At 56.6% G+C, this 22,970-nt stretch carries 23 protein-coding genes; 8 read left to right on the top strand and 15 right to left on the bottom strand.

Annotated elements, in window-relative coordinates:
• From K3729_07795 to K3729_07780, 4 genes are all read right to left on the bottom strand, one after another.
• A complete protein-coding gene (locus tag K3729_07795) occupies nucleotides 1-807 on the bottom strand; it encodes a substrate-binding domain-containing protein (GenBank protein ID UWR00660.1) in 807 nt (268 codons plus the stop codon).
• Entirely contained in the window at nucleotides 804-1,520 is a 717-nt protein-coding gene (locus K3729_07790) for an ATP-binding cassette domain-containing protein (protein ID UWR00659.1), read from the bottom strand. Before K3729_07790 ends, K3729_07795 begins: the two co-directional genes overlap by 4 nt.
• Nucleotides 1,514-2,218: an ABC transporter permease gene (locus tag K3729_07785; GenBank protein UWR00658.1), complete on the bottom strand. Its 705-nt coding sequence runs from the start codon at nucleotides 2,216-2,218 to the stop codon at nucleotides 1,514-1,516. Before K3729_07785 ends, K3729_07790 begins: the two co-directional genes overlap by 7 nt.
• 133 nt (nucleotides 2,219-2,351) lie before the next feature.
• The gene (locus K3729_07780; GenBank protein ID UWR00657.1) at nucleotides 2,352-2,867 is read right to left on the bottom strand and encodes a hypothetical protein; all 516 of its coding nucleotides are present in this window, start codon (nucleotides 2,865-2,867) and stop codon (nucleotides 2,352-2,354) included.
• A 99-nt stretch (nucleotides 2,868-2,966) separates the two neighbouring features.
• Here K3729_07780 and K3729_07775 point away from each other — a divergent pair, with 99 nt between their 5' ends.
• On the top strand, nucleotides 2,967-3,968 hold the full coding sequence (locus K3729_07775) for a hypothetical protein (GenBank protein UWR00656.1): 1,002 nt from the start codon (nucleotides 2,967-2,969) through the stop codon (nucleotides 3,966-3,968).
• Nucleotides 3,969-4,178: 210 nt separating this feature from the next.
• Nucleotides 4,179-4,682 (top strand): DUF2239 family protein, encoded by a 504-nt coding sequence (locus K3729_07770; GenBank protein ID UWR00655.1) that lies wholly within the window; start codon nucleotides 4,179-4,181, stop codon nucleotides 4,680-4,682.
• Here K3729_07770 and K3729_07765 read toward each other — a convergent pair.
• Nucleotides 4,656-5,075 (bottom strand): dioxygenase, encoded by a 420-nt coding sequence (locus tag K3729_07765; GenBank protein ID UWR00654.1) that lies wholly within the window; start codon nucleotides 5,073-5,075, stop codon nucleotides 4,656-4,658. The two genes, K3729_07770 and K3729_07765, sit on opposite strands and share 27 nt — an antisense overlap.
• A gap of 85 nt (nucleotides 5,076-5,160) precedes the next feature.
• On the opposite strand from K3729_07765, the gene K3729_07760 reads away from it, so the two are divergent.
• On the top strand, nucleotides 5,161-6,453 hold the full coding sequence (locus K3729_07760) for an O-acetylhomoserine aminocarboxypropyltransferase/cysteine synthase (protein ID UWR00653.1): 1,293 nt from the start codon (nucleotides 5,161-5,163) through the stop codon (nucleotides 6,451-6,453).
• A 33-nt stretch (nucleotides 6,454-6,486) separates the two neighbouring features.
• On the opposite strand, the gene K3729_07755 is transcribed toward K3729_07760, so the two are convergent.
• The gene (locus K3729_07755; GenBank protein UWR00652.1) at nucleotides 6,487-7,182 is read right to left on the bottom strand and encodes an SIMPL domain-containing protein; all 696 of its coding nucleotides are present in this window, start codon (nucleotides 7,180-7,182) and stop codon (nucleotides 6,487-6,489) included.
• 169 nt (nucleotides 7,183-7,351) lie between these two features.
• Between K3729_07755 and K3729_07750 the strand changes: the two genes are divergently transcribed.
• The gene (locus K3729_07750) at nucleotides 7,352-10,393 is read left to right on the top strand and encodes a hypothetical protein (GenBank protein ID UWR00651.1); all 3,042 of its coding nucleotides are present in this window, start codon (nucleotides 7,352-7,354) and stop codon (nucleotides 10,391-10,393) included.
• A gap of 191 nt (nucleotides 10,394-10,584) precedes the next feature.
• Complete coding sequence (locus tag K3729_07745; GenBank protein ID UWR00650.1) at nucleotides 10,585-12,480, top strand: monovalent cation:proton antiporter-2 (CPA2) family protein; 1,896 nt, start codon at nucleotides 10,585-10,587, stop codon at nucleotides 12,478-12,480.
• 3 nt (nucleotides 12,481-12,483) lie between these two features.
• Here the strand turns inward: K3729_07745 and cobT are convergent, their stop codons facing one another.
• Nucleotides 12,484-13,500 carry a nicotinate-nucleotide--dimethylbenzimidazole phosphoribosyltransferase gene (gene cobT, locus K3729_07740; protein ID UWR00649.1) on the bottom strand — a complete coding sequence of 339 codons (1,017 nt, stop codon included), beginning with the start codon at nucleotides 13,498-13,500 and terminating at the stop codon, nucleotides 12,484-12,486.
• Nucleotides 13,501-13,592: 92 nt separating this feature from the next.
• Between cobT and K3729_07735 the strand changes: the two genes are divergently transcribed.
• Nucleotides 13,593-14,345 carry an adenosylcobinamide-GDP ribazoletransferase gene (locus K3729_07735; protein ID UWR00982.1) on the top strand — a complete coding sequence of 251 codons (753 nt, stop codon included), beginning with the start codon at nucleotides 13,593-13,595 and terminating at the stop codon, nucleotides 14,343-14,345.
• Here K3729_07735 and K3729_07730 read toward each other — a convergent pair.
• Both K3729_07730 and K3729_07725 read right to left on the bottom strand, forming a co-directional pair.
• A complete protein-coding gene (locus K3729_07730; GenBank protein UWR00648.1) occupies nucleotides 14,342-15,034 on the bottom strand; it encodes a VCBS repeat-containing protein in 693 nt (230 codons plus the stop codon). The genes K3729_07735 and K3729_07730 overlap by 4 nt on opposite strands.
• Nucleotides 15,035-15,358: a 2Fe-2S iron-sulfur cluster binding domain-containing protein gene (locus K3729_07725; protein ID UWR00647.1), complete on the bottom strand. Its 324-nt coding sequence runs from the start codon at nucleotides 15,356-15,358 to the stop codon at nucleotides 15,035-15,037.
• Nucleotides 15,359-15,549: 191 nt separating this feature from the next.
• Between K3729_07725 and K3729_07720 the strand changes: the two genes are divergently transcribed.
• The gene (locus K3729_07720) at nucleotides 15,550-16,086 is read left to right on the top strand and encodes a peptidoglycan-binding protein (protein ID UWR00646.1); all 537 of its coding nucleotides are present in this window, start codon (nucleotides 15,550-15,552) and stop codon (nucleotides 16,084-16,086) included.
• A 54-nt stretch (nucleotides 16,087-16,140) separates the two neighbouring features.
• Here the strand turns inward: K3729_07720 and K3729_07715 are convergent, their stop codons facing one another.
• On the bottom strand, nucleotides 16,141-17,592 hold the full coding sequence (locus K3729_07715) for a Do family serine endopeptidase (protein UWR00981.1): 1,452 nt from the start codon (nucleotides 17,590-17,592) through the stop codon (nucleotides 16,141-16,143).
• A gap of 363 nt (nucleotides 17,593-17,955) precedes the next feature.
• Here K3729_07715 and K3729_07710 point away from each other — a divergent pair, with 363 nt between their 5' ends.
• Nucleotides 17,956-18,201: a peptidase gene (locus K3729_07710; GenBank protein ID UWR00645.1), complete on the top strand. Its 246-nt coding sequence runs from the start codon at nucleotides 17,956-17,958 to the stop codon at nucleotides 18,199-18,201.
• On the opposite strand, the gene K3729_07705 is transcribed toward K3729_07710, so the two are convergent.
• The 5 genes from K3729_07705 to gor form a co-directional block, all read right to left on the bottom strand.
• Nucleotides 18,198-18,926: a class I SAM-dependent methyltransferase gene (locus tag K3729_07705; protein UWR00644.1), complete on the bottom strand. Its 729-nt coding sequence runs from the start codon at nucleotides 18,924-18,926 to the stop codon at nucleotides 18,198-18,200. The two genes, K3729_07710 and K3729_07705, sit on opposite strands and share 4 nt — an antisense overlap.
• A gap of 15 nt (nucleotides 18,927-18,941) precedes the next feature.
• Nucleotides 18,942-19,262, bottom strand: coding sequence for a DUF2200 domain-containing protein (locus tag K3729_07700; GenBank protein UWR00980.1), 321 nt, complete (start codon nucleotides 19,260-19,262; stop codon nucleotides 18,942-18,944).
• 146 nt (nucleotides 19,263-19,408) lie between these two features.
• On the bottom strand, nucleotides 19,409-20,287 hold the full coding sequence (locus tag K3729_07695) for a protease modulator HflC (protein UWR00643.1): 879 nt from the start codon (nucleotides 20,285-20,287) through the stop codon (nucleotides 19,409-19,411).
• Entirely contained in the window at nucleotides 20,287-21,438 is a 1,152-nt protein-coding gene (gene hflK / locus K3729_07690; protein ID UWR00642.1) for an FtsH protease activity modulator HflK, read from the bottom strand. Before hflK ends, K3729_07695 begins: the two co-directional genes overlap by 1 nt.
• Before the next feature lie 69 nt (nucleotides 21,439-21,507).
• Entirely contained in the window at nucleotides 21,508-22,866 is a 1,359-nt protein-coding gene (gene gor, locus K3729_07685) for a glutathione-disulfide reductase (protein ID UWR00979.1), read from the bottom strand.
• Nucleotides 22,867-22,970: the final 104 nt, after the last annotated feature.

Below are 22,970 nucleotides of genomic sequence, written 5' to 3'. Positions count from 1 at the left end.
TTACGGTGCTTTCGCGTTAAACGTGAATAACTGCTGACCATCTACTCTATATCCATTGATCAGCTGCGCCGCCTCTTCACCCGTCAACCAGTTCTCAAGTTCAGCGATGGCAGCCGCCGGAATATGATCAAATTTGCTGGGGCGGATCGGCAGGAAACTATATTGATTGAACAACGCCGGATCCCCTTCGAACAACAGGGCAAGATCGCCCTTGTTGCCAAACTTGATCCAACTGCCGCGATCCGACAATGTATAGGCATTCAGGCCGGATGCCGTATTCAGTGCCGCCCCCATGCCAGCGCCTACTTCCTGATACCAATCGCCAAAATCAGCCACGGACAACCCTGCCTCAGCCCATAACCCCTGTTCGGCCTTATGGGTCCCGCTGTCGTCCCCCCGACTGACAAACGGCGCTTGCGTCTGTGCGATCGCGGCCAGGGCGGCCGTCGCGGTGGCCGCATCTGACGCGGCCGCAGGATCAGAGCTCGGGCCAATCACCACGAAATCATTGTACATGATTTCCCGACGATGCGTCGTATGGCCTTCGGCCACAAATGCTTCTTCGGCAGCCTTCGCATGGACCAAAACGGCGTCGACATCGCCCGCCTGCCCCAACCGCAAAGCCTGTCCCGTTCCCACAACCAAAAGCTGCACTTCAATATCAAGCGCATCGTAGATCGCCGGCAACAAAACGTCGGCCAGACCAGAGTTTTCAAACGACGTTGTCACAGCCAATTTCACGACTTCGGCCTGCGCCGCAGGGGACATCAATGCAATAAATGCAGCCGTCAAAGCTTTGCGGATCATGTCAGTATTTCTCCGTTTAGAAATCCAATTAATTCAGGTGTTTGCGGCGACGACATCATTGCATCACGTCCGCCCATTTCTACGACGCGCCCGCCGACCAGCAACATAACATCTGTCGCTAACCGCCGGACTTGCCCCATGTCATGCGTGACCAAAAAGATCGTCTTGCCCGCAGCATGGGTCGCCTGCAACAACGCCTCGATCTCGCGTGTCGCCGGACCGTCCAGATTAGCGCAGGGTTCGTCCAAGAACAAAACATCCGGATCGCGGATCAACGCACGCCCCAACGCCAGTTTCTGCCGCTCCCCACCAGACAATCGCGTCGCTTGCGTTTGCAAAGACGCGGTCAGGCCAATGCGGTCGGCCCATTCTGCAACCAATCGGTCACGCGCGGCCTGTTCAGTGCCAATAAGCCGCAACGGATAGGCAAGGTTTTCGGCCACACTGCGCCGCAACATGATCGGTTGTTGAAACACATAAGCTTGGCGCGCGCGTGCTGCGGCCTGTTCAATCGCCCAATCCGCCGATCCCGCACTGATCCGTTCGACCCCATGCATGATCCGCAGCAGCGTCGTCTTGCCAGCCCCATTCGGCCCGATAATCGCAGTGAAACCACCACGCGGCAGCGACAGATCAACCGGTCCCAGCAAACGCGTCCCACGCCGCCGGACCTCTGCCCCCTGAAGGGTTAAAGGAAACATCTCAGCTACCATCGACGATCCCTTTCCGTGCCAGACAGCCAATGGATCGCGATATTGACGGCCAGTGCCAATCCGATCAGGACAAAGCCCAATCCAAGCGCCAAAGCAAAATCACCCTTCCCCGTCTCAAGCGCAATCGCCGTCGTCAAAACCCGCGTCGCGTGATCAATATTGCCACCGACAATCATAATCGCGCCCACTTCACCGATTGCACGACCAAAACCAGCGAGCGCGGCAGTCAGCAAATTACGACGCCCGTCCCAAAGCAAAGTCCGAATGCGCTGCGCCTTTGTCGCGTTCATCGAAATCAGCAAATCATGATATTCGGCCCACAGATCGCGCATCGACTGATGGGTAATGGATGCGATCAAAGGGGTGATAATGATCACCTGCGCGATGATCATGGCGGACGGCGTGAACAGCAACCCAAACACACCAAACGGGCCGGATCGGGACAGCAAAATATAAACCACCAACCCCACAACAACGGGTGGCAATCCCATCAGCGCGTTGATCACCGAAATCAGCAAACGCCGATAGCGGAACCGTTGCACAGCCAGAAACGCACCAAAGGGCATCGCGATCAGACAAGCAATCGCAACAGCTGTCAGGCTAACACGCAGGGACAGCAGGCTGATTTCAAGCAGCTCAGCGTCCAAACCCACGATCAACCAGAACGCGGATGCAATGCCCGACCAAATATCAACCATGTGGCCGTTTCACGTGATTTGGTCGCATCCTACGCATCGCTTTTTGATTTCCCGCTCTTTTGGTCATTCAGCTGTCTAACAGGCGCAGACGCATGCAAAAGCCAAGAAGCGGCACAAGAAGCCACATTTACGCTTAGGGGATCAAAATTTCGGACCTGTCGAACTGGGCAAAGTCGGTCGTGCCGTCGTCAAACACGATCTCTATATAAACGCTTTCAACGGAATCGAGCGGCAATGTTGCGTAAATTGGAAAGTTGATCACATCGGTCAGGCTATTGGGTTGGGCGGTGTCATCATGGCACGGCTCCATCGCGACAACCGTGTCCGCAGGCGCGCCGTTCACCCCATAACGAATGTCCCATAGGCCACAGCGCCACGCCAAGAGATGCGAAAAGTAGAGCAGATCCTGCCCTTCGTATGCACGCACAGCGACCCAATTCGTTTTGGTCATGCCCAGAATGGGTTTGACCTCTACGGCCGTGGTGAATTGGCCCGTCGGTACTTGTGGCTCGGGTTCACGCAAGGCCGCATCATCGCCTGACCCGTCCTCCAGAACCGGTGGCAAAAGACTGGTGGCCACGTCAGCTGGCGCATTGGGCTCAATCCCGATGGCAAGCCCGATCACATAAGGCAAAACAAGTCCAAACATCACACTACCTCATTCGTTCTTTACCGCCCAATCATCAGGCTGTCCCACATCTGCGTTCTAGGCTAAGAAGATCGAAAGACGCAGAAGTGTAGGTTTATTATGGCGCAGTCACAGGCATCAGGCCAGCCATTCAATATCATGATCGTCGGGCAATCCGGACGGCTAGAATATGAAGCGCTGTTATTTGTGGCCTCGCTGCGCGCGATGACGCCCGATTTCGCAGGTAAGATGATCGTCGTCGAACCACAACCGGGCGACAAATGGGACCACGACCCACGGATCAGCGACGATGTGCGTGCGCGTTTAATCGAACTGGGCGCAGAAGTCCGGCCGTTTGAAAGCCGCCATTTCGGGCAATCCTATCCCTACGGCAACAAAATCGAAGGCCTGCAAGCCATGCCTGCGGGCGAACCGTTTGTGTTCTTCGACACAGACACCTTGGTCACAGGCGATCTGATGCAAATCACGTTCGATTTTGATCGTCCCGCCGCGTCGATGAAGCGCGAAGGTACATGGCCGCAAGAAGAGTTGTATTGGGATGGCTACACCGCGATCTGGAAATCGCTTTACGACAAATTCGGGCTCGATTTCGAAAGCAGCCTCGATCTGTCACAACCGGACGAATACTGGCAGCGGTACATGTATTTCAACGCAGGCTGGTTCTTCGGGGCGGATGCAAAAGCTTTCGGCGACAGGTTCCTGGAATATGCGCTTACGGTGCGTGATGACGCGCCAAAACAGTTAGAAGTCCAGTCGCTGGACCCATGGCTGGACCAAGTCGTATTGCCCTTGGTGATCCATTCCTTTGGCGGCGGGAGACCGGGTCCGGAATTGGACGGCCTCGATGGCGATGCGACCTGCCACTACCGCCTGTTACCGCTGTTCTATGCACGCGAAAGCGATCACGCGGTTGAAGTGATGGAAGCCGTTGCCGCCCCTAACAAGATCAAGAAGCTGCTCAAGCAATACGAGCCCTATAAACGGATGGTCTTCCAAAAACGGGGCCACAAAGTACGGGCCATGTTTGACCGCAACAACCTGCCCCGCAAAGAACAGCAAATCCGCAACAAGATTAAGTCTGCTGGATTCTGGGTCCGATAGTTTGACCTGAAGGCGCGGCTGCGCCGCAATCTATATTTAGCTTTAGACGGACGCCGCGATGCGGTCCGCAGTCATGCGTTGCGCGCGCTGCACTGCTGCATGGGGGCCAGCCCCCAAACCCCCGAGATATTTATGACCAAAAGAATTAAACCCGGATTATATTGACTCAATTAAATCCGGATAATAAAAGACATTTCAGGGAGACTTGAAATGACCACTTATACTGCATTCGACCATCATGCCGTTGTTGCCAACGGCGATATGGCTGCGATGATTGCCGCACAGCGCGAAGCCATGCCGCGCGGTGTAAACCTATTGATTTATGATGATTTGACTGGACAGGTGCGCGACGTTGATTTGCGCGACGCCCCGCCCCCATCACGTGGCCGTCCCAAGCTAGGCGTCAAGGCCCGCGAAATTACCCTTTTGCCACGTCATTGGGACTGGCTTGCTGGTCAGAAAGGCGGTGCATCTGCTGTCCTGCGCCGCTTGGTCGACGCCGAAATACAACGATCAGCAGGCAGCCGATCCGATCATACGCGACAGACAACAACCTATGCATTCATCTCATCAATCGGCGGCGATCTGCCGGACTTTGAAGAAGCGTCGCGGTGCTTATTTGCTAACGACTGGATGGGGTTCGCCACGAAGATCGCTTCGTGGCCAAAAGACGTCCGTGATTACGCATTAATGCTCGCCCGCGAACAGACCTGACCTGTCAGCAAAGCCTTTGATTTCAATAGGATTACCTGACGGGTCCCGAAAGAACATCGTCCATTGTTCCCCCGGTTCACTCTTAAAGCGAACCGAGGGAGCAATGATGAAATCGGTTTGCCGCTCTTCCAACCGCCCCGCCAATGCCGTCCATTCACCTAACGGCAAGACGATTCCGAAATGCGGCATCGGCACCAGATGATCGCCGACCTTACCCGTCGCAGCGTTGGCAAAGGGTTCGCCCAGATGCAGTGACAATTGGTGCCCGAAGAAATCGAAATCGACCCATGTGTCTGTTGACCGCCCCTCGACCGCCCCCAAAGCGCCAGAATAGAATTCTCGGGCCTCATCTAAATCCAGAACATGGAACGCCAAGTGAAATGGATGAGGCATAATTTGGTCCTTCTTTGCCGGGTGCCGTTGCGAAATCGTACATTTCACGATTAGGTGAACACAACATGATTTAGGGGAGAGAACCATGACCGACGGCCCAACCTACGGCTTTGACACACTACAAATTCACGCAGGCGCACGCCCTGATCCGGCGACCGGTGCCCGCCAAGTGCCTATCTATCAAACAACTGCCTACGTGTTTCGCGACGCCGACCACGCAGCCGCATTGTTTAACCTGCAAGAAGTTGGCTACATCTATTCGCGTCTGACAAACCCGACTGTGGCCGCACTGCAAGAACGTATCGCGACCCTTGAAGGCGGTGTTGGCGGCGTTTGCTGTTCATCCGGTCACGCTGCCCAGTTGATGGCGCTGTTCCCGATTATGGGGCCGGGTCTGAACATCGTCGCATCGTCCCGCCTATACGGTGGCACGATCACCCAGTTCAGCCAAACCATCAAACGTTTCGGCTGGTCCGCGACATTCGTGGATATGGATGATCCAAAGGCTGTCGCTGCTGCCATTGACGACAATACGCGCGCGATTTTCTGCGAAGCGATTGCCAACCCCGGCGGTCATATCACTGACCTGCGTGCGATTGCTAACGTGGCCGACGATGCAGGCATTCCGCTGATCGTCGATAACACCACAGCGACACCGTACCTGTGCCGCCCGATCGAACATGGTGCAACGCTGGTCGTGCATTCAACGACGAAGTACCTGACAGGCAACGGCACTGTGACCGGCGGCTGCGTTGTCGATTCTGGTAAATTCGACTGGGCCGCAAACGACAAATTCCCGTCGCTCAGCCAACCAGAGCCAGCTTACCACGGCTTGAAATTCTCGGAAACGTTCGGCCCGCTGGCGTTTACCTTCCATGGCATCGCCATTGGTCTACGTGATCTTGGCATGACGATGAACCCGCAAGCCGCGCACTATACGCTGATGGGGATCGAAACGCTTTCCTTGCGGATGGAGCGTCACGTTGAAAACGCGATGAAGGTCGCGACGTGGCTCGAAAACGATCCGCGCGTGGATTACGTGACCTATGCGGGTCTGAAATCATCGCCATATCAGCATCTTGTCGAAAAGATCTGCCCACGTGGTGCCGGCGCATTGTTCACGGTAGCGGTCAAAGGCGGCTACGACGCCTGTATCAAGCTTGTCGATTCGCTCGAAATATTCAGCCACGTCGCCAACTTGGGTGATGCGCGGTCTTTGATCATCCACTCCGCGTCGACCACACACCGCCAGCTAACGGCTGAACAGCAAGAAGCAGCTGGTGCAGGGCCGGGGATCGTTCGTCTGTCTATCGGGATCGAAGACGCAAACGATATCATCGCCGATCTGGATCAGGCACTGGCCAAAGCCACTGCCTAACCCAATAGCCAGTCCCGTATCGTGCGGGGCTGGCTATTCGATGGCTGTCACGACCGTGATTTGTGCAGTGACATCCAATGTACCAGCCGCAATCGGCACGCTCCGCGCTTCGGCCATTGCCATAACTTGACCACGCTCAAACCCGCCACCGCCGGACGCCTCAGAGATCGAAATGATCGCACCCGGCTTCACGTTCGCCGCGTCGGCATAAAGCGCTGTCTTGGAAATCGCATCAGCAACCGCGGCAATCCGCGCTTGTTCAAGCAACGGCGCTTTATCTTCAACATCGAACTGTAAGCCACTGATCTGATTGGCACCTTCAGACACCAACCGATCCAGAATGCCCCCAGCCCGATCCAGATCGCGCACAATGACCGTGACGTTGGATTGCGCGGTAAAACCGATCACTTTTGGCGGTTCGTCGTATTCGCGATTGTTGCTGTACCGTTCAGACAACCGCAGACTGCTGGTCTGTATATCAGCGGGCGGCAGACCTTCGTCGGACATCACGGCCAGGACTTGGGACAAATCATCGCTCATTTCGCGAACCGCTTCACTGGCCTGATCCGCGTGCGCGACGACACCAATCATGATCCGCAAAATATCCGGTTTTGCAGTCACTGTTCCATGGCCCACCACCGTGATCAGGGGGCGTTCTTGGGCGCTCGCATGCCCCGAAAATCCAACAACCAGCAGCATTGCCGCCACAACATACATCAATCCACGCATGGAAAATCCTCTCCAAATTAGGGTTTCATTCACCCCTTGGACGTATTTGATACCGCATTCCTTGGCGCGGCTAGGCCCCGCACTTGGATTTGGCGGAATTTCGCGATAGATAGCGCGGGCGGGATAATTCCCCTTCTCGCGTATGTTGTGAACCTGTTAAGACTTTCATATGACGCCAAATTTCGCGCTTTCACTCTCCTTCGAAGGAATTCGCCTGCTGCACCGCGTAGCGGACGGCTGGGCGCTGGCCGGAGAGGTGTCATTAGAAGCGCCTGATCTTGCAAGCGAAATGATGGCCTTGCGCGACACCGCTTTGGGTCTTGAACCAGACGGGTTGCGGACAAAACTGCTGCTGCCGAACGACCAGATCAAATACATCGAAATCGATACGACCCGCACGTCGCTCGAGGATATTCACGGCGCGATTGATCAGGAAACACCGATCCCGCTGAATGAACTCGTGATCGATTTCGAACGGACTGGTGGCCGCACACAAATCGCAGCCGTCGCACGTCAAACCCTTGAAGAAGCGGAAGCTTTCGCAAAGGAACACGGTTTCGAACCGATGACTTTTGTCGCTGTGGCAGAGCCGCTGACATTCAGCACCGAAGTCTTCTTTGGACCGACGAAGCATTGCGTCAGCGTGGTCGGGCCTGACGTGGAAATCACCCGCGACGATAGCCCTGCGGTGTTGACAAGCGTCGGCACGCTGCCCGGTTTCATGAAAACGCCAAGCCCGGCAAATCCCGAGCCAGCGCCATCCGAAGACCCCGAACCTGCGCAAGCAGAACTGCCGATCGACGAGCCCGACACGCCGGATGCGAAAGATGACGACGTCGCAGCCTCCACAACCGACGAACCATCAGATCAACCAGATCTGAATGCCGAAACAACCGAAACTGACGCTGTTGAAGCCGAAGCAGAACCCGTTTTCAGCCGTGACCGGAAAGCCCCGCCAAAGGCAGAAACGCCCGCGCCCGAAGACGACGTCCCGTCTCCAGAGAAAACCGACGACCAACCGGAAACGACGCCCGACACAGAAACCGCGGACGCCGAAACCGAAGAACCCGTTTTCGCCAGCCGCAGCCGGGCCGTCGAAATAACCGGAGCGCGTCGCGTACCGGACCCGACGCCTGAACCGCCAGCTTTAGCCGCACCGGACGCTAAAACGGGCGAGCAATCGCGCCCTGCGACACCACCTAATCCTGATAAAAGCCCCATCGCATTCTTTGCCCGCAGCGGGACTAAGAATAAAGCCGATGACGTTTCAACCTCAGAACCAGATGCGCCAGCGATTCCAAAGCCGCTGAAGGCCACTGATGAAACGCCCGCAGCGCCCGTTCCAGTGGTGGCACCCGTGGCGGCCCGCCCTGCGGACAGAGCGGCTGTGACCGCACCGAAAGAACCGCGTTCAAATCCAATTGCACCGCTTCTCGCGATGATCAAACGTCCACAAGCCGCGCCTCCTAGCAAGGCCGACTTGGCATTGGGCGGGACCAAAGGCAAAAAGGCTGGTGCTGCCGCGGTGGGCGGCAAGCCCAAGCACCTCGGCCTGATCATGACGGCCGCCCTTTTGGCGTTCATGGTGATTGCGGCCATGTGGGCCAGCAGCCGAATGGAAAACGGGATCGCGGGCCTCTTCAAGACGCCAACGGTTGCGGACGTGGACGAAACACCGCCTGTCGTCGTTGCGGCCCCCGCGATTGTTGATGTCGCGGCCGTAACACCGACGGAAGACGCGCCCGCAACGCCGGAACCCGCCGCCCAGCCTGTTTTCACGACACCACCGGGAACTGTGCTCAGCCCATCAGAGGCCGCGCGCATCTACGCCGCAACAGGCGTTTGGCAACGCGCCCCACGGCTCCCTGATGAAGCACAGGCAGGCACCCTAGACGGTCTCGTTGCCATTGCGACACTACCTGCCATCACGCCAAATACGCAGCCTGCAGGCCCCGACCGCGCGGTCGCGGCACCGGACCGCACAATTCTCGCGCCGATCAATCCGACCGCGCCGGACCGCAATGTCCAACGCGACGAAAACGGATTTATCCTCGCGGCTGCGAACGGAACGATCCTTCCAACAGGCGTCTGGATTTACGGTCGCAAACCCGCGATTACGCCACCGTTACGGCCCACGCCGGAAGTCACACCAGCCGCCGCCGTTGTACCTGCCGACGATGATGATGCGACTGAAACAGATGTTGCGGATGCGGACACAGCAGATACTGAAACCACTAACCCAGTTTCGGAAACGGACGAGGCTGCCCAGCCTGAAACAGACACTGACGTCGCAGAGCTAGCGGATGATCAGGCAACGACCCCAGAGATCGAAACGGCCGGCGTCGATCCCGAAATTTCTGCGCCCGAAGCCGACGAAAGCGAAAACACCACATCCCCCGAAATTGACGAAGCCGCTGACGGCACGGTCGTTATCGCAGGTCGCCCTGCCCTGACACCGCCGCTGCGTCCGGGATCGGCGCCACCAGACGCCACCCGCGAAGACGGTGATTTACTGGGCAACGATCCTGCACTTGCATCGTTCCGCCCGTCATTGCGTCCTGATGGCTTGGTCCCGCCACCACCACCTGAACCGTTTGCTGATCCCGCTCTTGCTGGTCTGCGCCCGTCCGTGCGCCCTGCCGATCTCGCGCCCCCTGTTGTCGAAGAAGATCCCGTCGTCGCAGAAGAAATAGCGCCAGAAGTCGTACCAGAAAACCCCGATATCAGCTCAATCGTTGCGTCCATCGCGGCGGCCGCCCCGCCCAGCCAAATCGTCAACCCGACCCGCAACGCCATTGTCGCGTCACCGCGCCCAGATTCGCGGCCACGTAATTTCAGCAGCGTCGTCGCATCCGCCCAAACGCTGGCAGCACGTCAGCAACAACGCAACGCCGCCGCAGCAACTGCAGCAGCGGCCGTCCCTGCAGCACCCGTCGCCACCGCACCTGCCCGCGCGTCTGGACCAACGACTGCCACCGTTGCGCAAGCCGCGACCGTGTCGAACGCGATCCGGTTGCGCGATATGAACCTGATCGGCGTCTACGGACGTCCGGGCAATCGGCGGGCTTTGATCCGTTTGGGAAGCGGGCGCTACGTCAAAGTTGAGGTCGGCAGTAACCTTGACGGTGGCCGCGTGACAGCGATCGGCGATAGCGCGCTGAACTTCGTTAAACGCGGGCAAACCTATGCGTTGCAGATGCCCTCGGGCTAAACCTGCAACCGCGCTGCGTCCAATCGGGCAAACGATAGAAAATCCCAGCAATCATCAACGCCATGTTCATTGGGGACTGGCATAAACGAACCGATCCCGTTAGCTCTCGAAATACATCTGATCATTTATTCAACACGCCCGCATGGCCCGTCCCCCGCCAATCGTCCGGCCAAAATCCGTAAAGCAAAACTATGGAAAGTTTCCTGTTTCAAGCCACGATTTACCTCGGCGCAGCCGTGATTGCGGTGCCCTTTGCGGCACGCATGGGGCTTGGGTCGGTATTAGGATATCTGGCTGCAGGCATCTTTATCGGGCCAATCACCGGTCTTGTCGGCACAGAAACCCAAGACCTTCAGCACTTTGCAGAATTCGGCGTGGTCATGATGCTGTTCCTGATCGGCCTCGAACTGGAACCGCGGGTTCTGTGGAACATGCGTGACAGGCTTATCGGCCTTGGCGGATTGCAGATAACTGTGACCACAACGCTCATCATGGGCGGTGCGATGGCGATGGGCTATGCATGGAACGTCGCATTCGCAATCGGGATGATATTTGCCTTAAGTTCGACAGCTATCGTTTTGCAAACATTGTCGGAAAAAGGATTGATGCAAACCAACGGAGGACGCTCGACGTTCTCGGTTTTGCTCACTCAAGATATCGCCGTCATCCCTATGCTGGCCATCTTGCCGCTTTTGGCGATCACGGCGACTGCAACAATTGCGCCAGACGGATCGCTGGTCCGCACCGCCGATCATGATGACGCCCATCACGCGATGAGCCTCGTTGACGGCCTACCCGGTTGGGGCGTCACGCTTGTCACCCTCGGCGCCGTCGCGGCAGTCATCCTGACGGGTATCTTCCTAACCCGCCCTGTGTTTCGGTACATCCATCATGCGCGTCTGCGCGAAATGTACACGGCTCTTGCGCTGCTCATGGTCGTATCGATCGCCGTGCTGATGTCCCTTGTTGGCCTCTCCCCCGCGCTTGGGACATTTCTGGCGGGCGTCGTCTTGGCAAACTCCGAATTCCGCCATGAACTGGAAAGCGATCTTGAACCGTTCAAGGGCCTGTTGCTCGGCCTGTTCTTTATCACGGTCGGCGCGGGCATCGACTTTGGACTTTTCTTCCGCGAACCGGTCTTCATCCTGTCCCTGACCGTCGGGGTCATGCTGATCAAGGGCATCGTGCTTTACGGCCTTTCCGTCCTGTTTAAAATCAAGGGCAAAGACCGCTGGTTGTTCGCACTCGGCCTCGCGCAAGCAGGCGAATTTGGCTTCATCCTGATCTCGTTCTCGGGCCAACAAGGCGTGCTCAGCCCAGGTTTATCCAGCCAACTTTTGCTCATCGTCGCCCTGTCGATGCTGATTACACCGCTGCTGTTTATCATCTACGAAATCGCCAGCCGACGGATCACCGACGGGCATGACATGGCCGATGATGACGTCGACGAACAAGGCACCGTCATCATCGCGGGTATCGGTCGTTTTGGCCAAATCGTGAACAGGCTGGTGCAATCCGCAGGCTTTTCGACGGTCGTCATCGACAACGACCTCAGCACCGTCCAGATGATGCGCACCTTTGGGTTCAAGGGGTATTTCGGCGATCCAACGCGCCCTGACCTGCTGAAAGCCGCCGGTTTGGACGATGCGCGCGTTCTTGTCGTAGCCATCGATGACAAGAAGATGGCCAACACGCTGGTGACATACGCCCGCAAAACGCGGCCCGACCTGCATATTATCGCCCGCGCGCGGGACCGCGTGCACGCCTACGAACTGAATGCCGCAGGAGCCAACGACATCGTGCGCGAACTCTTCGATTCGTCGCTGCGTGCGGGGCGCTATGCGCTTGAAAATCTGGGGCTGTCGGAATTCGAAGCCAACGAGGCTGAAACGTTCTTCTACGAACATGACCGCGCGGCAATCCGCGAACTGTCAGAATTCTGGAAACCGGGCGTGGCGCTGCGCGACAACGCTGAATACGTGGCGCGCGCGAAAGAACTGAACAACGATCTGGAAACCGCGCTCGCCGAAAAACAACAATCCGGCGAAGAAACCCGCGACGCCAAGAAGCGCCGCGGTGGTCGTTAGGTCTTAGGCCTCGCCTGCCGCAACGCCCGCTTCCGCGAATGTCGCCATGCCCGAATGACAGGCAATCGCCCCCTTCAGAACACCAATGGCAAGGGCCGCACCCGACCCTTCACCTAACCGCAGACCAAGCTGTAGCAGCGGTTCTTTTCCGATACCGTCCAACATCTTACGGTGCGCATCTTCCGCACTCAGGTGCCCCGCAACCGCGTGATCCAACGCTCCCGGCACCGACTTTTCCAACGTCGCAGCCGCTGCCGTACAAATGAAACCATCCAAAATCACGGGAATACGGTGCGCACGCGCCGCAGCAATCGCGCCAGCCATGGCAGCCAATTCGCGGCCACCTAAACAGCGCAACGCTTCAAGCGGATCAGACACGTCATGCAACGCCAAACCACGTGCAACGACATCGGTCTTACGCACAAGACCTGCATCATCAACACCCGTCCCGCGCCCCGTCCATTCAGCCGCATCGCCGCCCATGATCGCCGCACCAATGGCCGCGGCAGATGTCGTATTGCCGATCCCCATCTCGCCCGTAACAAGCAAATCAGCATCCGGATCAACCGCATCCCACCCCGTGCGCAACGCCGCGATGACTTCCTCTTCGGTCATCGCGGGTGCCACCGTAAAATCGGCCGTCGGATTATCAAGATCAAGCGCATGCACGTCCATCTTCGCCCCAAACGCCTGAGACAACTGGTTGATCGCAGCACCGCCATGTTCAAAGTTCGCGACCATCTGCACGGTCACTTCCGGCGGGAAGGCCGACACGCCCTGCGCACAAACGCCGTGGTTGCCAGCAAAGACAATGACTTGCGGCTTTTCAAGCGACGGCTTGTCTGTGCCGCGCCAGCCTGCGTACCAAATCGCAAGATCTTCAAGCCGCCCCAATGCACCTGGCGGCTTGGTCAGCTGACCATTGCGGTCCTGTGCCGCCGCCGTCGCAGCGGGGTCCGCATCAGGTGCTGACGCCAAAACAGCGCGAAATTCAGCAAGGGTAGAAAAAGAAGCGGACATGAGGACCTCGTTGCAACATCGTTTGCATCTGTCTAACGATCACAGGGCAGATGGAAAGATCGTAAAAGGGACATACCGTGGCAAATCGCGACATGAGCCTCATTCACTGGCATGACGTCCCGGCAGCAGCAGGGCTTTTGACACGCGTACCCGTGCAGGTGAACACCGATCTCGCGATCCAGCGCGGACCACTGGCAGCATGGGCTTATCCCTTTGTCGGATTGAAGATCGCGGTCGCCATGGTGGTCTTGGGCCTCTGCGCTGGTTGGGTCGGCATCGCGCCACCAATCGCGGCGGGCCTCATGCTCGCGCTCAGCGTCATTCTGACAGGGGCGATGCACGAAGACGGTCTGGCCGACAGCGCCGACGGCCTGTGGGGCGGTTGGGACAAAGCCAAACGGCTCGAAATCATGAAGGACAGCCGCAATGGCGCCTACGGTGTTCTGGCCCTCGTGTTGTCTGTGATCATCCGCTGGGCCGCACTTACAGCAATCGTGCAATCCGACCACTGGATTGCAGCATTGATTGCTGTGGCCATGCTCAGCCGTGCCGCGATGGTCGCGCTGATGACAGGTCTGCCCAACGCGCGGGACAACGGCCTAAGCCAATCCGTAGGACGCCCTAAACCTGTCACGGCGTGGCTGGCCATTGGCGTCGCTACGTTGGGCGCGTTCTTCGCATTGGGGCTCACAGCAGGCACGTTGCTGATCGTCGCGGGCATCACGGCCAGCCTATGGGCCGGTATCGCGCACCGCAAAATCGGCGGTCAAACCGGTGATATCTTAGGGGCAACACAGCAACTGACCGAAATCGCATTGCTGATCACATTGTCCGCTATTCTTTAGCAGCCCATCGCAGCGACAAAACTGTCGCGACCGGCATGCGGCCCGATATCCGTTGCCGTCAATTCACCGTCAAAACGCACCGCCAGAAGCCGCGTCCAATTGCCCGACGCCACGATCATTTCGGGGCCATCACCACAGTCACGGATACCGCCCGCGATATCAGCTTCGCCGATCCGGTGGTTGGTCATGTCAGCGGCTGCGGCCACTTCGGTGAAATCACCATTATCATACCGCCAAACACGTAACGTCTTGGCCAGATGGGGACGGTCGATAAAGGCAACTTCGACCAATCCGTCGCCGTCTATATCAGCAGCCCCGACAGGGGAATACCAACGGTTCGACCGACCAATATGCGGGGTCGCAGCAACCAATTCACCAGCACCGTTATAGATAGAGATCCGCGCGCCTTCGGTCATCTTCGTCTCGACGACCATCACTTCATGCGTGCCGTCCAAATCAATATCAATAAGGCGTGGTGCGACGTCTTCAAAGACATGCGTTTCCGGCAACCGCAGCGTCACCTCCGCCCCGTCAACAGTCATGACCAATGCGCCGAATTCAATCGCATCGCCCAGAATGCCGTGGGCATAGCGGGTGGTCGGCTCCGTATAGCGGGCGGCAGTCACGTCGGCGTTTGCGGCCCCTGCAAGGGCCGCAAGACATGCCGCAATGGTCAGACGACCCAGCATTTAAATCTGCTTTTCTGGCATCTGCACACGCAGACCGTCCAAAGCATCCGTCACCTTGATTTGGCAAGTCAGACGCGATGTTTCTGCGTTCGGCTCGTAGGCGAAATCAAGCATGTCTTCTTCCATGGCGTCCTTTGCAGGCACCTTTTCGACCCAAGCAGGGTCAATGTAAACGTGGCAAGTTGAACAGGCACATGCACCGCCGCAATCGGCCTCAATCCCTGGAATGCCATTGTCACGGGCACCTTCCATCACGGTCAGACCGTTTGCTACGTCAACGACATGCTCTTTGCCGCCGTGCTCAACATAAGTAATTTTCGCCATTCGTTCCTCAACAAGTCTAATGCGTTGCGTTATATCTAGGTCAGCTTGCCCCATAGGACCAGTCACAAAAACCCCAACACATGTGGGGGTGACGCGACACACTTAGCCAAGTTTTGCGCGGTCCGCAGATTGGCCATTTTGGATTGAGGCAACTCCGGCTACTATCCCTCAAACAACGCGCAGAGCAGCCGATGACTTTACGACCCATTCTGACCGCGCCACTTTTATGCGCTGCATTGGCGTGCACACCTGTGCCGCCACCATCGGAATCCGCGCCAGCGCTGCCTCCCGTGCAGAACCTGATCACGGACGGTGAAATCGAAACGACCGTGTCAGGGCAGTGTTTTGCCCGCACAGCGCCGCCCACGCGCACGCGCATAATCGAAGAACAGGTGCTGGTGACACCAGGCGTCAGGGGCGACGGCGGGACGTTCACATCGCCACCAATCTTCCGCAACCAAACGCGGCCTGTCACCGAACCCATTGGCGAAGGCACGCGGTTCGAAACGTTATGTCCGCCGGAATACACCCCTGAACGGGTCGCCACGCTGCAACGCGCGCTTAAAGCACGGCTCGCCTACAGCGGCCCCATCACCAGTGTGCTGGATGCTGGGACACGGGCAGCAATACAGGCGTTTCAAACCCCCCAAGGTTTCGATAGCCCGCTGATCCAACGCGGCATTGCGGAAACGCTGGGCATCGTATCGCTGGACCGCGCATCCCTTTAACGCAAAAAGGCGACCCATTTCTGGGCCGCCCTCTCTAATTGGTTTGTTGTCCGCTTACTCAGCCAAGGACAGCGCGACGAACCGTGGATCACCACCGCGACGCACGAGCAGCAGTAGGGACTTGCGACCCGCGTCACGTGCTTCGGTAATACGGTCTTCGAAATCGCCTACGCTTGTGACCTTTTGCTGGCCAGCTTCGGTGATCAGATCACCTTCAACCAGACCCTTGGATGCTGCTTCGCTATCCGCGTCGATGCCAGTAATCACAAGACCTGTGTCAGCTGTAATTGAATACTGCTCTGTCAGGTCAGGTGTGATCTCTGACAATGTCAGGCCAAGCAGGCTTTTCTCTTCAGCTGCTTCCGGTTCTTGAACGTCTTCGTCGTCAGGGAATGCAACCGCTTCGGATGTCTCGCGACGGCCCAGAACAACAGTCAGGTCTTCGGTACCGCCATTACGCAAAACGGTGACTGGCACCTCTTTGCCGACAGGCGAATTGCCGACGATGCGGACCAGTTCACGTGTGTTTTCGATCTCGATCGTATCAAAAACAGTGATCACATCACCCGCAAGCATACCGGCATCTTCCGCAGGACCAGCAGGCACATCGGTGACCAACGCGCCGCGTGCATCTGTCAGACCTTCGATGGCATCAACCATGTCCGGCGTGACGTCTTGGATGCGAACACCCAACCAACCACGACGGGTTTCGCCGAATTCCTTCAGCTGGTCCACAACATTGGTCACAACGTCAGACGACATCGCAAAGCCAATCCCGATAGACCCACCGTTTGGTGACAGGATCGCAGTGTTCACACCAATCACGTCGCCGTCCATGTTGAACAACGGCCCACCAGAGTTCCCGCGGTTAATCGCGGCGTCTGTCTGGATGTAGTCATCATAGGTCCCCTGCAACGCACGGTTACGGGCGGAGACAATCCCTGCAGAGACAGAGAACCCCTGCCCCAGCGGGTTACCCATCGCCATGACCCAATCGCCAACGCGGGACCCAACAGCGTTGCTATCGCCAAATTCAACGAACTGCAGATCGGTCTCGTATTCGACCTTAAGAACCGCAATATCGGTGTTCGGATCAGTCCCGACCAATTCAGCCTTCAACAGTTCAGTTGGCTGACCTTCGCCCGGGAAGAATTCGATTTCGATCTCGTCGGCGCCTTCGATCACGTGGTTGTTCGTGACGATATAGCCGTCAGCAGAAATCACGAAACCGGATCCAAGCGCGGATGACCGGCGGGCCTGATCCCGTTCGTTGTCGTTTTCCAGATCGTTGAAGAAATCCTCGAACGGGGATCCTTCCGGCACGATACCTTGTGGACCAGTGCGGCCTGCAACAACGGTGGACGTGGTGATGTTCACCACAGACGGGCTGACCTGTTCGGCCAAATCGGCAAAGGTTGCGGGGCGTTCTTGGGCAAACGCGGGGCTGGCCTGTGCAAGGGCAACGGCCCCAGCAAGGGCCAGCGCTGTCATTAGACCTTTCACCATATTGCGGGCCGCAGAATATTCCTGCGAAAGTGCAATTGCTTTTGATGTCACGAGTCTCTCCCTCTCAAGCATGACGTCAGAAACGACCTACACCGAATGCAGGTTATTCCTTTTCACTAACACTCTATGTAGGGCGGCAAATACACAACACAATTTATCCTCCTTTATCATCACGCAGCTGTGATTTGCGGTCCGCTTTTCGTGAACTGGAAACGATCCCAACACGCGCCTTTGATTTTCCACGATTTTGAAGAATCGATTTGCGTGAACGCCAAAAAAAGCGTCGCATCAGCGGCGGTTTTTCGCTAAAACATGCGCAGCAGATCGCCGGGTCCACGGCGCTGTTCATCTGAAAGTTTCTCTATGACACTGATGTCGTTTGCTGCCTACGAGCAGCCGATGAAATGGGTGGCGTTTGTCCTTGGGTTTTGCAGCACAATCTGCGTTGTCCAAGGCTGGCACCTAGGGGCCATGTTATTTAGCCTGCCCTTCTGTCTAATCTGGATCTATTGCGGTTGGCTGCGCACCGAACCGCAGCTCAAATGGATCAACGTGATGTTTGCTGTGCTCTATATCTTCGGGATCGGACGGTATTTGCTGCCGGCCTAATCCTTACGCCAGACCGACACATGACTGGGGCTTGTGGCCGTAAACGGTGATTTGTCCCAGTCGGCCCAACGGTCCACCAAACGCATCCCCGCCATCCGCGCCATCAGATCAAGCTCTGCGGGCCACGCGTAGCGAAATGGCACTGTGTTTTTGACGTAAGTCTCCCCTTCCAGCCGCACATGGTGGGAGGCATAGTTTTGCGTGACCACATCAAATTCGTCTATCCCCCAATGAGTATCCGACCGATTAAACGCGCGCATGGTTTCACCAAACGGGATCTTCTGGATCGGGGGCACAAGTGTTTCGATCACGAAATGACCGCCTGCTGTCAGATGGGCGGCAGCATTCGCAAAACAAGCAACCTGCGCGTCCTGTGTCGTCAGGTTGTCGATGGTATTATACACAAGGAAAACAAGGGAAAACGCACCGTCCACACGGGTTGTCGTCATGTCACCGACGACCGCTGGAATGTCCGCGCCTTCCGGCTTTTGCCGCAGTTGATCTACCATGGCGGCCGACAGTTCAATCCCCTGCACGCGCACACCCGCATGGTGCAACGGGACCGCGATCCGGCCCGTACCAATCGCAAATTCAAGAGCCGTGCCATCAAAAGCCAGATCACGCAAAACCGACGCGACACGCCTTTCAGCGGCAGAACTACCGTCCCCGTGAATACGGTCATAGCTTTCCGCAATGGCTTGATCAAAAACGCCGTCGTCGTGCATCAATCTTATCCTTCTTCAGCGCAGGATTTTCCCCATTGCGCGCCCTTTGGCCAATTCATCCACCAACTTGTCCAGATAACGGACCTGCTGGATCAGCGGATCGTCAATATCTTCAACACGGTACCCACAAATGACGCCTGTGATCAGGCTGGCGTTCGGGTTCAAATCGGCATGATCAAACACGGTCTCAAACGTCGCATCTTCATTAATCAGGCCTTGGATCTGATCGTCATCATACCCCGTCAGCCAAGTAATGACCGCGTGTAATTCATCCAGCGTCCGGCCTTTCTTTTCAACCTTTTGCAGGTACATCGGATAGACCTTCGCAAACGACATCTTTGCAAACGTCTCGCGCGTCGATTTCGTGCCGGCCATTGTCATCCCCTTCGTTTTCAATCGACCATATGCCATCCGGGCAAGCCTACAAACGAAAAATGGCCAGCGTTTCCGCCAGCCATTCATCAATCTCAATTCCGCAAAACTTAGTTTGCAGCGGCGCCTTGATCAGACTTCAGGTAGTTAAAGAATTCGTTGTCAGGCGACAAAACCATGGACGAATTGCCCGACTTCAAGGCCCGTGTGTAGGCTGTCATAGACCGGTAGAATTCAAAGAATTCTGGGTCAGAACCGAATGCTTCGGCGAAAATCGCGTTGCGTTCTGCATCTGCTTCACCGCGTGTGATCTCGGACTGACGCGTCGCATCAGATACAAGTTCCACAACCGTACGATCCGCACCCGCACGAACCCGCTGCGCGGCCTCGTTACCACGGGCGATTTCGTCCGCCGCTTCGCGTTCACGTTCGGCTTTCATCCGCTCGTAAGTCGCGTTGAGGTTTTCAGACGGCAAATCAGTCCGCTTCAAACGCACGTCAACCACCTGCAAGCCCAGCGCATTCGCTTCGGCAATCGCAGAATTCCGAATACGCAGCATCAGCGCCGCACGATCCACAGACAGAATGTCGTTGGATGAAACAGACCCCAGAACCTCACGTGTTTCCGCACGCAAAATGGAATCAAGACGACGCGCAGCGGCTTCTTCACCACCGCCACCAACAGCCTGACGGAACCGTTCCACATCCGCGATACGGTAACGCGCAAAGGCGTCAACGATCAAACGACGATCATCAGACGGTGTCACCTCAAGCGGATCAAGATCACGGCTAAGGATACGGTCATCGTAACGCACGACTTCTTGGATCAATGGCAGTTTGAAGCTGAGACCAGGCTCTTCTTCAACACGCACGATCTGACCAAACTGCAGGACCAGCGCCTTCTGACGTTCATCAACGATGAACACAGACGACAAAAGACCAACGACAACAACCGCAACGGCTGGCAAAAGAAATGCTGACTTATTCATCAGTTGGACCCTCCATCAGTGGTTCGGCGCAATTCGTTCAACGGCAGATATGGGACAACACCACTGCTGCCGCCTGCCCCATCGTCGAGCAGGATAATATCCACGCCACCAAGAACTTCTTCCATGGTTTCCAGATACAGACGCTTGCGTGTCACCTCTGGGGCCTTTTCATATTCAGCAAGAACCGCGGTGAAACGTGACGCCTCACCCTGCGCTTCGTTCACAACCTGTGACCGGTACGCTTCGGATTGTTCGATCAACTGGGCCGCTTCACCACGGGCACCCGCAACCACTTGGTTTGCATAGGCATCCGCGACGTTCTGCAAACGGTCACGTTCCTGTTCGGCATCCTGAACAGCACGGAAGGCCGCGATAACAGGTTCAGGCGGATCGGCCTTGTCAAAGTTGACCCGGACGATGTTCACACCGGATTCGTAGCTGTCCAATGTCGACTGGATCAGGTCGCGCAAACGATCCGCAATTGCACCACGGTCGCGGTTCAAAATCGGCGCCAGTTCAGACTGCGAAATAATCTCGCGCATCGCGGATTCCGCAACAGCGGCAATCGTCTGTGGCGGATCAGCAAGGTTGAACAGATACTGCTGCGGATCGGTAATGTTCCAAACAACTTGGAAATCGATATCCACGATGTTTTCATCACCAGTCAGCATCAGACCCGCGTCCATACCGGACCGGCTTGTGCCGATATCAATGTTCCGCTCGGTCGTCACGGCAAGGATTTCTTTCGTCACAAGCGGCCATGGGGCAAAATTCAGACCCGGACCACCGGTCGATGAATAGCGGCCCAACATCAGCTCAACCGACTGTTCCTCGGGCTTGACTGTGTAGAACGATGACGCCAGCCAAAGACCAACAGCGGCCAAAGCGCCAAGACCAATCATCCCGCGTGAAATCTGCGGGCCACCGGCACCGCCGCCACCTGAGCCGTTCGGACGCCCGCCATTGCCGCCGCCCATCAGCACGCGCAATTGTTCGCGGCCTTTGTTCATCAGCTCATCAATTTCCGGGATTTGCGGCCCGTCATTGTTGCCGGGACGCCGCCCGCCATTGTTGCTGCCGCGATTATCGCCACCATTGTTGGAACCGTTATTTCCACCGCCGCCCCAAGGGCCACCGTTATTCCCTGCCATCGTGCTTCCTATGCTGCTGCCCGCATCTTCCGGGCTGTCATATCATATGTGTAGGCAAAACCCGCAAAATCAAGTCGATCTGACGGGTTCCTTCATTGTCACAAGTTCTTCGGCCATTGTGGGGTGAACTGCAACCGTCGCGTCGAAATCTTCTTTAGTTGCACCCATTTTCACGGCGATTCCGGCCATTTGGATCATTTCACCTGCGCCATCTGCGACAATATGCACGCCTAGCACCTTACGGGTCTCTATCGACACCACCAGTTTCATCAACACGCGATCAGGACGACCGGCGAAGGAATGGTTCATCGGTTTGAACGTTGTAGCATAAACTTCGATCGGTTCTTGGGCTGCGGCTTCGTCTTCGGTCAGACCAACTGTGCCGAATTCCGGCTGGGTAAAGACCGCAGACGGAACCAGATCGTGGTCCACCTTCGTCGGGTTGCCTTTGAACACGGTTTCGACAAACGCCATGCCTTCGCGGATCGCAACGGGGGTCAACTGAATGCGGTTCGTCACATCACCAATCGCGTAGATCGACGGCACACCAGTGGCGCTGTAGTCATCGACAACGACTTCGCCGCTTTTGCCCAGCGCAACACCTGCATCCTCAAGACCAAGCCCTTCGGTATTCGGACGGCGGCCCGTTGCATACATCACCTTATCGAACGTCTCTTCAGAACCATCCTTGAACGTCACACAGAACGTGTCAGCAACTTTTTCGATCTTCGCGACATCGGTGTTCAAACGCAAATCAACGCCCTTTTCGACCATACCTTCGGCAATCACCTTACGGGCTTCATTATCGAAACCGCGCAAAATCTGATCGCCACGATAAGCTTGTGTCACCTCAACACCCAGCCCGTTCAGGATGCCTGCAAATTCCGACGCGATGTAGCCACCACCGACAATCAGAATCTTGTTCGGCAGTTCCTCTAACAAGAAGATATCATTCGACGTGATCGCGTATTGTGACCCTTCAAAATCAGGTACAACAGGATGCCCACCGGTGGCCACCAGAATTGTCTTCGCCGTCACTTCATGGCCGTCACGCAGAACAACCGTATGCGCATCTTTCACAACAGCGCGGCTGTCATAGACGGTCACGTCGTTATTCTTCAGCAGATTGCGGTAGATGCCTTCGAGCCGATCAAGTTCGCCGTGCATCTTCGCGCGAAAATTCTTCCATTCAAACGTCGGATGGGTCGGGACATCCCAACCGTATGATTTCGCGTCAATAAAGCTCTCAGAAAACTGCGACCCGAACACCATCAGCTTCTTAGGAACACAGCCGCGAATAACGCATGTGCCACCCATCCGGAATTCTTCGGCCAACGCGACCTTAAACCCGTTCTGCGATGCAACGCGACCAGCACGCACCCCGCCCGATCCACCACCGATGACAAACAAGTCAAAATCAAAAGCCATCATGTATTCCTTCGCCGCATTTCTATTTCAGCGTCAAACTATGTCCGCATGGGCCAGACTACAACGGTGCGCGACTGTAACCTTTGTCACGAAGCCGTACATGG

The sequence above is a fragment of the Rhodobacteraceae bacterium S2214 genome (assembly GCA_025141675.1).
Classification (GTDB): Bacteria; Pseudomonadota; Alphaproteobacteria; order Rhodobacterales; family Rhodobacteraceae; genus Yoonia.
Note: the sequence above shows the minus strand (reverse complement) of the source record. Positions and strands in the feature narration are given on the sequence as shown.